At 64.0% G+C, this 14,420-nt stretch carries 11 protein-coding genes; 7 read left to right on the top strand and 4 right to left on the bottom strand.

Annotated elements, in window-relative coordinates; all coding sequences use genetic code 11:
- Window positions 1–17: 17 nt before the first annotated feature.
- Both SR858_RS19150 and SR858_RS19145 read left to right on the top strand, forming a co-directional pair.
- On the top strand, window positions 18–932 hold the full coding sequence (locus SR858_RS19150; protein WP_019924868.1) for an alpha/beta hydrolase: 915 nt from the start codon (window positions 18–20) through the stop codon (window positions 930–932).
- A gap of 289 nt (window positions 933–1,221) precedes the next feature.
- Window positions 1,222–1,506: a hypothetical protein gene (locus SR858_RS19145; RefSeq protein ID WP_154820161.1), complete on the top strand. Its 285-nt coding sequence runs from the start codon at window positions 1,222–1,224 to the stop codon at window positions 1,504–1,506.
- A 119-nt stretch (window positions 1,507–1,625) separates the two neighbouring features.
- On the opposite strand, the gene SR858_RS19140 is transcribed toward SR858_RS19145, so the two are convergent.
- A complete protein-coding gene (locus SR858_RS19140; RefSeq protein ID WP_019924870.1) occupies window positions 1,626–2,957 on the bottom strand; it encodes an Nramp family divalent metal transporter in 1,332 nt (443 codons plus the stop codon).
- Between the two features lie 68 nt (window positions 2,958–3,025).
- Complete coding sequence (locus SR858_RS19135; RefSeq protein ID WP_019924871.1) at window positions 3,026–3,721, bottom strand: UPF0149 family protein; 696 nt, start codon at window positions 3,719–3,721, stop codon at window positions 3,026–3,028.
- Between the two features lie 158 nt (window positions 3,722–3,879).
- Here SR858_RS19135 and SR858_RS19130 point away from each other — a divergent pair, with 158 nt between their 5' ends.
- Both SR858_RS19130 and SR858_RS19125 read left to right on the top strand, forming a co-directional pair.
- Window positions 3,880–4,899, top strand: coding sequence for a serine/threonine protein kinase (locus tag SR858_RS19130; RefSeq protein WP_322534628.1), 1,020 nt, complete (start codon window positions 3,880–3,882; stop codon window positions 4,897–4,899).
- Between the two features lie 119 nt (window positions 4,900–5,018).
- A complete protein-coding gene (locus tag SR858_RS19125) occupies window positions 5,019–7,367 on the top strand; it encodes a coiled-coil domain-containing protein (RefSeq protein ID WP_026637847.1) in 2,349 nt (782 codons plus the stop codon).
- Between the two features lie 155 nt (window positions 7,368–7,522).
- On the opposite strand, the gene SR858_RS19120 is transcribed toward SR858_RS19125, so the two are convergent.
- Together SR858_RS19120 and SR858_RS19115 are read right to left on the bottom strand one after the other, a co-directional pair.
- On the bottom strand, window positions 7,523–7,891 hold the full coding sequence (locus SR858_RS19120; RefSeq protein WP_019924874.1) for a hypothetical protein: 369 nt from the start codon (window positions 7,889–7,891) through the stop codon (window positions 7,523–7,525).
- A 37-nt stretch (window positions 7,892–7,928) separates the two neighbouring features.
- Window positions 7,929–9,020 carry a DUF475 domain-containing protein gene (locus SR858_RS19115; protein ID WP_026637848.1) on the bottom strand — a complete coding sequence of 364 codons (1,092 nt, stop codon included), beginning with the start codon at window positions 9,018–9,020 and terminating at the stop codon, window positions 7,929–7,931.
- Between the two features lie 141 nt (window positions 9,021–9,161).
- On the opposite strand from SR858_RS19115, the gene SR858_RS19110 reads away from it, so the two are divergent.
- From SR858_RS19110 to SR858_RS19100, 3 genes are all read left to right on the top strand, one after another.
- Window positions 9,162–9,581, top strand: a complete 420-nt coding sequence (locus SR858_RS19110; RefSeq protein ID WP_019924876.1) for a divergent PAP2 family protein — start codon at window positions 9,162–9,164, stop codon at window positions 9,579–9,581.
- 244 nt (window positions 9,582–9,825) lie between these two features.
- Complete coding sequence (locus SR858_RS19105; protein WP_019924877.1) at window positions 9,826–10,995, top strand: efflux RND transporter periplasmic adaptor subunit; 1,170 nt, start codon at window positions 9,826–9,828, stop codon at window positions 10,993–10,995.
- 6 nt (window positions 10,996–11,001) lie between these two features.
- Entirely contained in the window at window positions 11,002–14,259 is a 3,258-nt protein-coding gene (locus SR858_RS19100) for an efflux RND transporter permease subunit (RefSeq protein WP_019924878.1), read from the top strand.
- Window positions 14,260–14,420: the final 161 nt, after the last annotated feature.

Raw genomic sequence — 14,420 nt, 5'->3', positions numbered from 1 at the left:
ATCAATACCGCCGGATCATGCCACGCCTCTCCCGTACTGTCGTCATTACCCTGGTGCCCTTGCTGCTGGCGCTGAGCCTGGCTGCCTGTTCGCCACTGGGCACCCTCAACGCGCTCACGCCTGCCAGCGAGTCAGAGCGCACCGACGGCCTCTCTTACGGCAACCACCCGCGCCAGAAACTCGACGTGTACCGGCCCCTGGTCGCGCACGGCGCGGCGCCGGTCGTGGTGTTCTTCTATGGCGGCAACTGGGTGTCCGGCGAGCGCGCCGACTATGCGTTCATCGGCCTTTCGCTTGCCGCGCACGGCATCGTCACGGTGGTGGCCGATTACCGGCTGTACCCGCAAGTGCGTTACCCCGATTTTTTGAAAGACGCGGCGCAGGCGGTGGCCTGGGCCAAACGCCACGCGGCGCAGTACGGCGGCGACCCGCAGCGGCTGTTCGTGATGGGCCACAGCGCCGGCGCCTACAACGCCGCCATGGTGGCGCTCGACCCGCGCTGGCTGGCCGCGCAAGACATGACCCCGGCCGACCTGCGCGGCTGGATCGGCCTGGCTGGCCCGTATGATTTCCTGCCGGTCGAAAACACGACGACCAGGCCGGTGTTCCACTTCCCTGACACGCCACCCGATTCGCAACCGGTACGCCACGTGTCCAGACGGTCGCCACCGGCGCTGCTGATCGCCGCTCGCAGCGACAGCCTGGTCGATCCGCAGCGCAACACCGGCCACCTGGCCGAGGCGCTGCGCGCGCAGCAGGTGCCGGTCAGGGAACTGTATTACGACCGCGTCAGCCACACCACCCTGATCGCCTCGGTCGCCGCCCCGCTGCGCTGGCTGGCGCCGACGCTGGAGGATGTGGCGGGGTATGTGTTGGCGACGAAGGGAAGGGCGGAGCCGGTTGTCTATCGAACATCCGGCACCGGCAGGTAGGAAAATCCTGATTTGTCAGTGGCGTTGTGCGTCAACTAAGCCTTGCTTGAAAGGGTAGGTAAATAATCGAAGCTTTCAAGTAGCGAAAGGATGTGTTCGATAAAACAATTGTTGAAACGGTTTACGGCGGACGACGTGCGCCAAGCGAACAGTGACCTCATTGCTCGCAAAGATAAAGTGCCTGCGGGGTATCTCCTGCCTCGACGCGGCTATTGCGCCAGTCACAGTTCAGCAGCGACGATATCAACCGCGCGTTTGCTGAAGCGCTTCGTGTTGTAAGCAGGCGCTGATGTCTTCGGCACCTACACCGGTGCCAGCCGCCTCAGGCTCCACTGTGAGTCCGCCTGCTTCTGGAGTTGCAGGTTCATCCTATCCCCTGATTTACCAGCAACTGGTGACCGATTCCAACGATGCTGTAGGCGCTATTGCTTATGTTCTTTATAAGCGGGATAAAATTGCTTTTATCGAAGCAACCTATACAGCGCATGGACGTGCTCCAAACGCCGACGAACTGAAGGTATTTCACACGCAGAGCGAATGTAGAAAAGTTAGCGAGCATCCCACCTGCTATTGATCCTGCATCGCCAACTCCAGGCCAGAAGCCAAGTCGCGAGAGATGAGCTATGTTTTGTAGCAATCACCACTGGGGCCACTCAACGGTTTCAACTTTACACTTGTTGCGTAGCCACCCAATCACCCCGCCACCGCCTGCCACACCAGCCACACGTTCGCCGCCGAAATCACCACGAACAGCAGCCACGCCAGTGCGGTGGTCCACCAGGCGTTGACGAAGTCGCCCATGATGCGGCGCTGCGAGGTCAGGCTGATCAGCGGGTACATGGCGAACGGCAATTGCAGGCTCAACACCACCTGGCTCAGCACCAGCAGTTTGCCCACCGAGTGTTCGCCCAGCGTCAGCACGCCGATCATGGCAGGGATCAGCGCCAGGCCGCGCGTGAGCAGGCGCCGCTGCCAGCACGGTATCTTCATTTTCAGAAAGCCTTCCATGATCACCTGGCCGGCGATCGTCCCGGTAAAGGTGGAGCTCTGACCGGAAGCGAGCAGCGCCAGGCCGAACAGGATGGCGGCCAGCGCGGTACCGGCCACGGGCGCCAGCAACTGGTAGGCGTCGTCGATATCGAGCACGCGCGTGTTGCCGGGTTCATAAAACGCGGCAGCGGCCACCACCAGGATGGCGCCATTGATCAGCAACGCCAGCAGCAGCGAGATGATGGTGTCGATGCGCGACAGGCCGATGGCTTCCTGTTTCGCGGCTGGCGTGGGCGACACCACGCGGGTTTGTACTACCGACGAATGCAGGTACAGGTTGTGCGGCATTACCGTCGCGCCAAGAATGCCGATGGCCAGGTACAGCGGCTCGCGCTGCGACAGCGTCTGCATCGACGGGATCAGGCCGGCGGCCACGGCCTGCCAGTCCGGTTTCACAAAGATGAGCTCGGCCACCAGGCACACGGCCACCGTCAGGATCAATCCCAGCACGATGGCCTCGATCTGGCGGAAGCCCTTGCCTTTCAGGCCCAGGATGATCAGGGTGTCGAGCGCGGTCAGCGCCACGCCCACCGGCAGCGACACCCCCAGCAGCAGCTTGAACGCCAGCGCGCACCCTAAAACTTCGGCCAGGTCGCAGGCGATGATCGAGATTTCGGCAAAGCCCCACAGGGTTTTGGCCACCGGCGGTCGATACTGCTCGCGGCAGTGCACGGCCAGATCCTTGCCGGTGACGATGCCGAGGCGCATGCTCAGGCATTGCAGCACGATGGCGGCCAGGCTCGACAGCACCACCACGTACAGCAATTGGTAGCCGAACTGCGAGCCGCCCTGGATCGCCGTGGCCCAGTTGCCCGGGTCCATGTAGCCGACCGAGACCAGCAGGCCGGGACCTGCAAAGCGCAGGACTTTTTTCCAATAGGGATCGCCCGCCGTGACCGCAACGGTACCGGCGACTTCGGACGGACAGAACGGCGCAGTGGCCGTGGAGGGGAGTTTGAACGGCAGGGAGAACATGGGCATCCTGGTTAAGATGCCCATTTTACTGGAACGGATGAGGCAGCGCCCCAACCGAACGGAGTGGCTTATTCAGCCGCGCCGTCGTTACCGTGGCATTTCTTGTACTTCTTGCCGCTGCCGCAAGGGCATTCGTCGTTGCGGCCCACTTTCGGCTCGTCGCGCTTGACGGTTTCCACGGCGGCCTTGCGACGCGGTACCCAGAACTTGTGGATGGCCGGCAGGTTCGCTTCCAGTTCCAGCGCCAGTTTATGGGCCTTGACCGGGTCTTCCACCAGTGCCAGTTCGTCCTCTTCGATCTCGTCGGCGCCCAGCAGGTAGATCGGTTTCATCAGTTCCGGCAACTCGGTGAAGATGGCGTCCCACGAACCGGGGCGCAAGTCCATGCCTTCCCAGAAGCCCCAGCACCACGCTTCGGCGTCGATCAGGGTCTGGCCTTCGTGCTCGTGCTCGACGAACAGCGCTTCGAATTCTTTCGGCGCCACTTCGAACGTCACCAGCACTTCGTTCATGAAGCGCATGATCAGCCCGAGGATGCGTTCCTCTTCCTTGGCGTGCTTGAAGGTCGGAATGTCGGTCTCTTCCTTGCCCCAGACTTTTTTCAGCCATTCGGCCGGCATCACGGTTTCCGGGCCGATGGCGATTGCCGTCAGGTAGCCGTGCAGGATGTCCATCGTCATCGCATCTTCAGGGCTGCGGTCGGACAACAGGAAACTATCCAGTTCGTCGAATTCTTTGTCGCTCAGGGGCTGGTCGAGTTGCATTTTTAATCTTTCTGGTGCTTTTACTTGGAAGGCGACAGTATACACGCCGCGCCACGTACAATGACGCCATGAGCCAACAAACCCCAGATTACAACGACGATGACGAAGCGGCAGCCGACGCTGCCGCCGATGCGCGCGCCGCAGCCCTGCTGGCCGCCATGGCCGATCCGATCGACGCCGACCGCCCGGCAACCGCCGCCGCAGCGCCGCACCCCTACGCCGCCCTCGATCCCTCGTGCGTGCTCGATGCGCTGGAAAGCATCGGCCTGCGCGGCGACGGTCGCCTGCTGGCGCTCAACAGCTATGAAAACCGGGTGTACCAGGTGGGCATCGACGACGGCAAGCCGCTGGTGGCCAAGTTCTACCGCCCGGGGCGCTGGAGCGATGCCGCCATCCTCGAAGAACACGGTTTTACCGAAGAGCTGGCCGCGCGCGAAATTCCCGTGGTGCCGGCACTCGCCGTCCAGGGCGCCACGCTGCACCACTTCAACGGTTTCCGCTTTGCCGTATTCGCCCGCCACGGCGGCCGCGCGCCCGAGCTCGACGCCCCGGACGTGCTCGAATGGACGGGCCGCTTCATCGCCCGCATCCACGCGGTCGGCGCGATCAAACCGTATGCACACCGCCCGGCGCTCGACATCGCCACTTTCGGCACCGAGCCGTGCGAATTCCTGCAAACCAACCGTTTCATTCCGGCCGACCTGGCCGAAGCCTACGCCAGCATTTCGCAGCAGGCACTCGATGGCGTGCGGCGCAGCTACGACCGGGCAGGGGATTTGCCGCAACTGCGCCTGCACGGCGATTGCCATGGCGGCAATGTTTTATGGACCGATGCCGGCCCCCACTTTGTCGATTTCGACGACAGCCGCATGGGCCCTGCCATCCAGGACCTGTGGATGATGTTGTCCGGCAGCCGCGCCGAGCAGGTGCGCCAGATGAGCGACATCCTGGCCGGCTACGAGGACTTCTGCGAATTCAACCCGCGCCAGCTGCACCTGGTCGAAGCGCTGCGCACCCTGCGCCTGATCCACTACTCGGCGTGGCTGGCCCGCCGCTGGGACGACCCCGCCTTCCCGGTGGCCTTCCCATGGTTTAACACGCAGCAGTACTGGCAGGACCGCATCCTCGAACTGCGCGAGCAGGTGGCATTGATGGATGAACCGCCGCTGCCGGTCTAAATAGCGAAATAGCGGGCTTTTCCCGCTCTGCTTGCCATTCGGCCGGCCATCGCGCTGCCCGATAATGACTGTTCAGAAGTCCCGGTGTGGATCGGGACATATCGTCAGCGAGAACTCTCATGCAAGCACAATTGGCCCCCAGCGATACCGTTGAACACGACAGCGCCACCTTCACGTCCCTGTCCGACACGCTGCCCAAGATTTCCCTGCATGACGATGTCACCAGTGTCACCAATGCCCGCGCACCGGCGCCTGCCGTCAACGCCCCGCGCGCCGCCATGGAAATGAAGGCGATCCAGGAGGCCATCGCCCGCGTGGAAGCGGAAGCGAAAGCCGCCTGCGCCGCCGAAAACCGCGCCCACGCCGAGTCGCGCGCCCGCGCGCTGGCCGAGGACCGCGCCGCCATGGATGCCGCCGCCGCTGCCGCTGCCCAGCAAAACGCCCAGGCGTCCGAAGACGCGATTGCCGCCAACCGCGACCGCCTCGAATCGCTGCGCGCTGCCGCCCAGGCCAGCGTGGCCCGGCTGGACGCCGTTAAACAGGAAACCGCCGAACTGCGCGCCCGCGTGGAAGCGGACAACCTGATCCGCCAGGCCGCCGAACAGCGCGCCCGCGCCGAAAACGAGAGCCGCAAGCGCGCCTCCGAGCAGATCGCCGTCGAATCGGAGCTGGCCGCACAGGCCGCGCGCGCCGCCGACGAACTGGAAGTGGAAACCGAACAGGCGCGCCTGCAAGCGGTCGAACGCGTGGCTGCCGTGCAAGCGGCCAAGGATCAGGTGGTGGGCATCGCTAGCGCCGACGCCCGCATGGCCACCCTGGCGCGCGAACGCGAACGCCACGCCCACTCGGCGCGCCAGACCGCGCAGATGCTGGCCGAAGCGGAATCCGAAGCGCTGGACCTGACCGTGCAGCGCGAACGCGCCGACAAGATCGCGCTGGAATCGGCCTTCAACCGCGCCGCCGCCGAAGTGCGGGCGCTGGAAGAGGCACGCGCGCTGGCCCACCTGGAGCAGGAGCGCGAGCAGATCGCCCTGGCCAAGGCCGAATCGGATCGCAGCGCCGCCCAGTCGCTGCACCTGCGCCTGCAAACCGAAAAAGAAATCCGCGACGCCGCGCTCAACCGCGAACGCCTGGAGATGGTGGCCGCCGCCAGCGCCCAGGCCCGCCGCGAAGCGGATGCCCGCATCATGGCTGCCACCGAAGCGCGCATCGAAGCCGACAACCAGCTGCGCGCCGTGGCGCTGGCCCGGGTGCAGGCCGAGCAGGAAGCGGAACTCGATACCCACGCCCGCGTCGAAGCCGAAGCGCGGGCGCTCGATGAAGCCAAGCTGCGCCAGGCCAGCGATCTCGCCGCCGCCGAAGCGGCCCGCGTGCAAGCCGAGGAACACCAGCGCGCCGCCGCCCTGGCCGACGAACGCGCCGCACTGGCGCGCACCGCCGCCGAACTGGCCGCCAGCCAGAACCAGGCCGAAGAACAGGAGGCGGCCACGCTGGCGCTGCACGTCGAAGCCCAAACCGCTGCCAATGACCTGGCCCGGCAACGCGCTGAGCAGGCCCATGCCGCGCTGCAAGCCGAACAACAACGCGCGGCCGACGAACAACAGGCCCTGACCGCGCTGCGCGCCAAGCTGGCGGCCGAGCAGGGCGCGCAGGAAGCCGCGCGCCAGCGCACCGCCGCCGAACAGCAGCAAACCGAGGCACTGCATCAGCAGCAGGCCGCCGAGCAGCGCCTGGCGCTTGCCGCCGACGCCGAAGCGGAAGCGGCGCGCCAGCTGGCCGCGCAAGTGTCGCTGGAAGCCGACCAGAAGGCAGTTGCTGCCCGCGCGCTGGAAGCGCAGGCGCGCCTGGCCGTGGAACTGGGCGTGGTGCACGCCGAGCGCGCCAAGGTGGAACAGGAAAAGGCTGCCGCTGCCGAGGCGCTCTTGGCAGCGGAACAGGCGTTTGTGACCGCTGAGCGCGAGTCGCTGGCGCTGATCAACCAGAAACTCACGCAGCAGCGCATCACCAATGCGGCGGAAGTGAAGGCGTCGCAGGCCATTGCCGGCCGCCTGGAAGCGGAGCAGGCCGTGGCCGACGCAGCGCGCCAGCGTGCCGAAGCGGAAGAGGCGCAACTGGCAGCAGCGCGCCAGCGCGCCGAGGCCGAGGAAGCGCAGCTGGCAGCCGTGCGCGAGCGCGAACAGCAGGAACTGGCCGCGCTGGCGGCCGTGTCGGACAAGCTGGTGGCGCAGCAAGCCCTGCTGCAGGCAGCCAAGGCCCACGCCGAGATGCAGCGCAAGGTGGCCGACACCACGGCCGCGATGACGGTAGCCAGGCAGCAGATGGTGGAACTGGAAACGCGCCGTTACGGCGCCGCGCAAAAGGTGCTGGCCAAGCTGACCGTGACCGAGGGTGGAGTGGTAGAGACGCTCGATGCTGCCCGTGCCCGCAAGGAAGCGCGGATCGTGCAGCCGGTGTGGCGGACGCGTTAAGCGTTGTCTCTGAGCGGACGTTCCATGGATCCCCGCCTTCGCGGGGATGACGGATTGCAGGTCGGTGAACCTGACAATGTCCGTAAGTCGCGAACCGTGATGCCGTCATCCCCGCCTTCGCGGGGATCCATGGACCAGTGGGTCGGAGCAACCGTTTATGGTTGTACGGTCACCTTGGTCACAAAATATTCACTCTCGCCGAAACACTGCGTCGGCACACCCCGGTGCTGGGCATACCCGAGCACCACGCGCTTGCCGATGGCAGCCGACAACTCCTTGGCCACCGCTTCTTCACGCGTGCTGAAGAAGAATTTCTCCGGAATCGCACCTGGCATCGACGTCAGCAGGATCTCTCCCTCCCAGGTCTTGCAGAACCAGCCCACGCGCGAGAACTTTTGCAGGTAGCCGGCCCGTTCACCGTCCGAGTAGGACACGTTGAGCATGGTCCAGGTATAGGCGGCAAAAGCCAGCATGGCGACGATCACCAGGCCGATAAAGTACAGCAACACGCGTTTCGATTTCATGGATGGGCAGTCAAGTTAAGCAAGATTGGGAATCTTATCACGCAGCGTGCTGCCGTTTATAACGGATTGATGACCACAGCGAGATCAGGATGAACGCCACGCCCGACAAGCCGGTAAACCACTCGGGAATATGGTATTTCACGCTGGTGAGCATGATCAGCGCCAGGATGCCGATGGCGTAGTGGGCGCCGTGCTCGAGGTACACATACTCGTCCAGCGTGCCCTTGTGCACCAGGAATACTGTGAGCGAACGCACGAACATGGCGCCGATGGCCAGGCCCAGCATGATGATCACCACGTCCTTGGTGATGGCAAAGGCGCCGATCACGCCGTCAAAGCTGAACGACGCGTCCAGCACTTCCAGGTACAGGAAGCCGCCGATACTGCCGCGCGCCACCGTGCCGACCACGGCGCCGACGCCGGTGGTACGGCCATTGCTGCCAACACCGGATTCGGTGGTGTCGCCATCTTCGGCCTCCGCCGGTTCGTCCTGTTCCAGCAGGTCGGACAGCCAAGACACCGCCAGGTACACCACCACGCCGACCACGCCGGCGGTCAGCACGCTCAGCTTGTCTTTCTCCGGCACCATCGTCATGCAGCCGAACACCGCAGCCAGGGTGAGCAGCACGGCCAGGCCGCCGGTACCGATCGCACCGAGTTTTTCTTCGATCCAGCCCAGCCAGTGGTGTTCCTTTTCCTCGTCGAACAGGAAGTTGAGGAATACCAGCAGCAGGAAGGCGCCACCGAAGGCGGCGACCTGGGCGTGGGCCTCGGTCAGGTGGCGCGAATATTCGTCGGGGGTGGTGGTCGCCATGGTCCAGACGTCGAACAGGCCCAGGCCGGTGGCAACCGAGACGATCAGTAGCGGGAACACCAGTCGCATGCCGAACACGGCCACCAGGATGCCGACCGTGAGGAACAGCTTGCGCCAGAATTCGTTCCAGTGGCGCAGCACGGACGCGTTGACTACCGCGTTGTCGAACGACAGCGAGACTTCCATCACGCCCAGCACGGCGCAAATCCACAGCGCCGAGAGCATGCCGGCGCTGCCGCCATGATTGAAACCCCACCAGCCGGCCAGGCCCATGAGAATGAAGGTGACTGCAAAGGAAACACCAAAGTGCCGCATATTGTTCTTCTTGGAAGTTTAGGGATGAAGCAATTCTAGCCGAGATGTAGATGGACAGGCATCATTGCTGGGCCGCTGTGTGTGGTTCTGCGATAATTGCGCCACAAAAATTTACGCCACAACAATTCAAAGGATTATCGGATGGATATCGCGTATCTCGTCACTCCCCTCATTACCTGGATCACCGTAGGGCCGATCAAGTTCCTGATCAACAGCGCCAGGGCGCGCCAGTGGGCGTTCAACCTGGTGGGTAACGGCGGCTTTCCCAGCAACCACAGCGCGGTCGTTTCCAGCATGGCCACCCTGATCGCGCTGCGCGAAGGTATCGGCCACCCGGCCTTCGGCGTGGCGGTCACGTTGTGCTTCATCGTCATCATCGACGCCAACAGCCTGCGCCAGCACGTGGGCAAGCAGGCGGCTGCCATCAACCGACTGGCCGGCAAGGATGGCGGGCACAAGTGGCTGCGCGAGCGCATGGGCCACACCCTGGTCGAAATTGCCGGTGGCCTGTGCACCGGCATCGCCATCGCCCACGTGATCAACCACTTCTTCGGCCGCTGATACTCCTGCAGTACCAACCGGGTTCGGCCTTCGTCCAGGGACGGAACCCGGCATCCCCGGTTTTGCCGGCTATCCGCCAAAATTCCCGCTCATCCCCCAATTTCGCAATTCAGCCACAGATTCTGCCGTCTGTCGCAGGCGCATTGACCGCTCACGGTCAGTCGGGGATACTCTGCGCGCTGTAGTCTGCCAAAAATTCTAATTACTATTCATTACTACTTGTCCATCATCCGGAGATTCATTTATGTTGCGCAAAACCCTGCTCGCTATCGCCGTCGCTACAGCCTTGGCGGGGTGTAACAAGTCAGACGAGGAGGCCAAGAAAAAAGAAGCGGCCGCCAAGGCTGCGAATATTACCTTGCAGGTTGCAAGCGAAGACACGCTGGTGGTGCAGTCGAGCGGCCTGGCATCGGGCCCCGTCATCACCGGTTCTATCCAGCCCGAGCGCCGTGCCGACCTGCGCGCCGAAGTGAGCGCCATCGTGCTGCAAGTGCTCAAGGAAAATGGCGAACCGGTCAAAAAGGGCGATGTGCTGCTGCGCCTGGACGAGACCTCGATCCGCGACAACGTCAATTCGGCCGAGGAAGCCGCGCGCGCCGCGCAGCAATCACTGGACCAGACCCAGCGCATGCTCGAGCGCCAGACCACCTTGCGCTCGTCGGGCATGGTGTCGTCGCAGGCGCTGGAAGACGTGGAACTGCGCCGCAATACCGCCCAGAGCGAGCTGGCCGCCGCCAAGTCGCGCCTGGTCACCGCGCGCCAGCAACTGGGCCGCACCGTGGTGCGCGCGCCGTTCGACGGCATCGTCAGCGAACGCAAGGTGTCCAACGGCGACACCGCCCAGGTGGGCAAGGAACTGGTCAAGGTGATTGATCCTGCCAGCATGCGCTTCGAGGGTACGGTGTCGGCTGACAAGATCGGCGTGGTCAAGGTGGGGCAGCCAGTGCTGTTCCGCGTCAACGGCTACCCGGGCCAGAACTTCGCCGGCACCGTCAAGCGCGTCGATCCGGCCGCCAACGCGGTCACCCGCCAGGTGGAAGTGCTGGTCTCGTTTGCCGGACCGGCGCAGCCGCGCGTGGCCGGCCTGTACGCGGAAGGACGGATCGAGGCGCAAGTCAATGCCGCGCTGACGGTGCCGCAGGCAGCGCTGGTGCAGGCCGGCGACGTCAATTACGTGTGGCGCGTGAAAAATGGCGTGATGAACAAGGCGATGCTCGGCATCGGCACCCGCGACGAGCGCACCGGCAACTGGCAGGTGCTGTCCGGCCTGGCCGCCGGCGACACCATCATGCGCGTGCCCGGTTCGAACTTCAAGGATGGCCTGAAAGTGGCGTTCATTGCGCCGAAAGTTGCCAAGCCGGCCCAGGCCGTCGCATCGGCGCCAGCCGCCACCGTGGCAGACAAGAAGGAATAAACAGCCATGTTCTTATCGAATTTCAGTGTCAAGAAGCCGGTCGCCACGATCGTGCTGATCGTGGCCATGATGTGCCTGGGCCTGATGGCCCTGAGCAAATTGCGGGTCAACCAGAACCCGGACGTCGAAATCCCGTTCATCATCGTCAGCATTCCGTACCCGGGCGCTTCGCCCGAGACGGTCGAGCGCGAGATCATCAACCGCCTGGAAAAATCGTTCCAGTCGATTACCGGCGTGACCGAGACCAACTCCACCGCGTCGGAGGGCACGGCGCGCATCCAGGTCAAGTTCGGGTTCAGCAAGAACCTGATCGAAGCGTCCGACGAGATCCGCAATGCCATCGCGGCGGTGCGCTACAAGCTGCCGATCGAGATGCGCGAGCCGATCCTGCAACGGATCGATACCTCGGCCCAGCCGGTCATGCAGCTGGCGCTGTCGTCAACCGCGCAAACCCATTCGGCCATTTCGCGTTTGGCCGAAGACAAGCTGGCCGACCGCTTCCGCGGCATCGACGGCGTGTCCTCGGTCAATATCGACGGTTCGCTCAAGCGCGAGCTCTCCGTGCTGCTCAAGGCGGAAAAACTGCGTGAATACAATGTGTCGGTGGGCGACGTGGTCAACGCGCTGCGCAACCAGAACACCAATGCGCCGGTGGGCAAGGTGCGCGGCGAGCTGGACGAAAAAAGCATCCGTCTGGTGGGCCGCATCGAGCGTCCCGAAGACTTCCAGCAAGTGGTGATCAAGCGTAATGGCGACGACCTGGTGCGCCTGTCGCAGGTGGCCACCATCGAAGACGGCTTTGCCGAAATGAGCTCGCTCAGCGTCCGTTCGGGCAAGCCCAATGTCGGTATCTCGATTTCGCGTTCGCGCGACGCGTCCACCGTCTCGGTGGCGCACGCGGTGCGCAAGCTCACTGCCGAGATCAACAAGGAACTGCCGAAGGGCACCGCGCTGGAAATCACCCAGGACGGCGGCGAAGACGCCGAGTCCAGCCTGAATAACGTGATCGAGGCGCTGGTGTTCGGCGCCGGCCTGACCATTTTCGTCGTGTACGCGTTCCTCAACTCGTGGCGCTCGACCCTGATCACGGCGCTGTCGCTGCCCACCTCGGTGCTGGCCGCGTTCATCGGCGTGTGGCTGTGCGGCTTCACGCTCAACTTCATGACCTTGCTCGGCCTGTCGCTGGCAATCGGCGTGCTGATCGACGATGCCATCGTGGTGCGGGAAAACATCGTGCGCCACATGCAGATGGGCGCCGACCGCCGTACCGCCGCGCTCAAAGGCACGGCGGAAATCGGCATGGCGGTGGCCGCCACCACGTTCTCGATCATGGCCGTGTTCATCCCGGTTGCGTTCATGCCCGGCATTACCGGCGAGTGGTTCCGGCCGTTCGCACTGACCGTGACCTGCTCGGTGGCCGTGTCCCTGCTGATCTCGTTTACGCTCGACCCGATGCTGTCGGCGTTCTGGGGCGACCCGCCCGACCACCACACCAAGCCGCGCACCGGCATCAGCCGGGTGCTGGAACGCTTCAATATCTGGTTCGACCACCAGGCCGACCGCTACGGCCGCGTGATCGCCTGGGCATTGCGCCACCGCCGCACCATGGGCATCATCGCGGTGCTCACGTTCGTGGCCGCGATCGGTTTGCAGATGTGGAAGGGCGGCAGCAGCTTCCTGCCGGCGTCCGACTTTGGCACCATTGCCGTCGATGTGCGCACGCCGTCGTCGTCCAGCCTCGAGTACTCGCGCCTGAAACTGCAGAACGCCGCCGACATTGCCTTCACCATCAAGGAAGTCAAGCAGACCAATGCTTATGTGAATGTGGCCGGCGGCAAGATCTACGTGGACCTGGGCAAGAAAAATGAGCGCAACCGTTCCTCGGCCGAAGTGGCCAAGGAGCTGCGTGAAAAACTGGCCGGCCTGGTCGGCGCCGAATACACGGTGCAGGACGACCTGGCCAACGGCGGCGGCAAACCGGTGCAGATCCAGTTCACCGGCGCCGATTCGCGCAAGCTGATGGAAATTACCACTGACTACATGGAACGCCTGCGCAAGGTGCCCGGTGCGGTCGATGTCACGCTGTCCGAGCAGGATCCGAAGGACGAGCTGCAAATCGTGCTCAACCGTGGTCTGGCCAACTCGATGGGCATCGCTGCCGGCGACGCGGCGCAAGCGCTGCGGGTGGCGTTTGCCGGCATCGAAGTGGGCGACTGGGTCGATCCGACCGGTGAATCGCGCGACGTGGCGGTGCGCCTGGCGCCCGAAGACCGTGCCAGCGCGGAAAACATCGAGCGCCTGCCGATCGCCGTGGTGGGCACCAACCAGATGGTGCCGCTCGACCAGATCGCTGCCGTCACCATGGGTAAAGGACCATCGACCATCAAGCACAAGGATGGCAAGCGCGTGATCACCGTCACCGCCAACGCCCAGGGCCGCTCGGACGGCGAAGTGACCAACGCTGCCAAGGCGCTGGCCGAGTCGATCGACTTCCCGCCCGGCTACGGCCTGTCGCTGGGCGGCGCCGGCAAGGACATGCAGGAAGTGTTCGGCGCGATGGGCATTGCGCTGCTGGCCGGCGTGGGCCTGATGTATCTGATCCTGGTGATGCAGTTCGGTTCCTTCATGGCGCCGATCGGCGTGATGCTGTCGCTGCCGCTGTCGCTGATCGGCGTGGTGGTGGGCCTGCTGGTGACCGGCAGCACCCTCAACCTGATGAGCCTGATCGGGGTGATCATGCTGATGGGGCTGGTTGCCAAGAACGCCATCCTGCTGCTGGAGGCGGCCCGCACCCGCGAGGAAGAGGGCCACAGCCGCGAAGACGCGCTGATGTATGCAGGCCGCATGCGCCTGCGGCCGATCCTGATGACCACGTTCGCGCTGATCGCCGGCATGTTGCCGGTGGCGCTGGCGCTCGGTGAAGGCGGTGAATTCTACCGTCCGATGGCGGTGGCCATCATCGGCGGCACCATCACGTCCACGCTGCTGACCTTGCTGATGGTGCCGACGTTCTACGACAGCATCGAGATCATGCGTGAAAACCTGGCCATCAAGTTCCAGCGCCGCATGGCGTACTGGGGCGCACGCGCCGGCGGACTCGGCCTGCCGCTGGCGGTGCTGATCACGTTTATCGAGATCGTGTTGTTCCTGGTGCTGGTGCGCTTCGTCTATCGCATGGTGATGATGGCGGCGCGGATGGTAATCAACGGTACCCGCAAGGCGCCACCGGACGACCACGGCGATTTCACCAAGAAGGTGGCATAGGACCGGGCGCCGCATCATAAGTTGTTGTTTTCAAAAGGGGCTTCGGCCCCTTTTTGACGTTTTCAGTGCAGAGCATGCGCTCGGTTTCAAGCGAAATATTAGGGGTTTTCCTCTAGTAACTTGACTTTCGTGCGCGGACTCCTCTCAGGTAAGCTGCTGGC

Source organism: Duganella zoogloeoides (assembly GCF_034479515.1).
Taxonomy (GTDB): Bacteria; Pseudomonadota; Gammaproteobacteria; order Burkholderiales; family Burkholderiaceae_D; genus Rugamonas; species Rugamonas zoogloeoides.
This window is presented reverse-complemented; position numbering and strand designations above follow the sequence as displayed.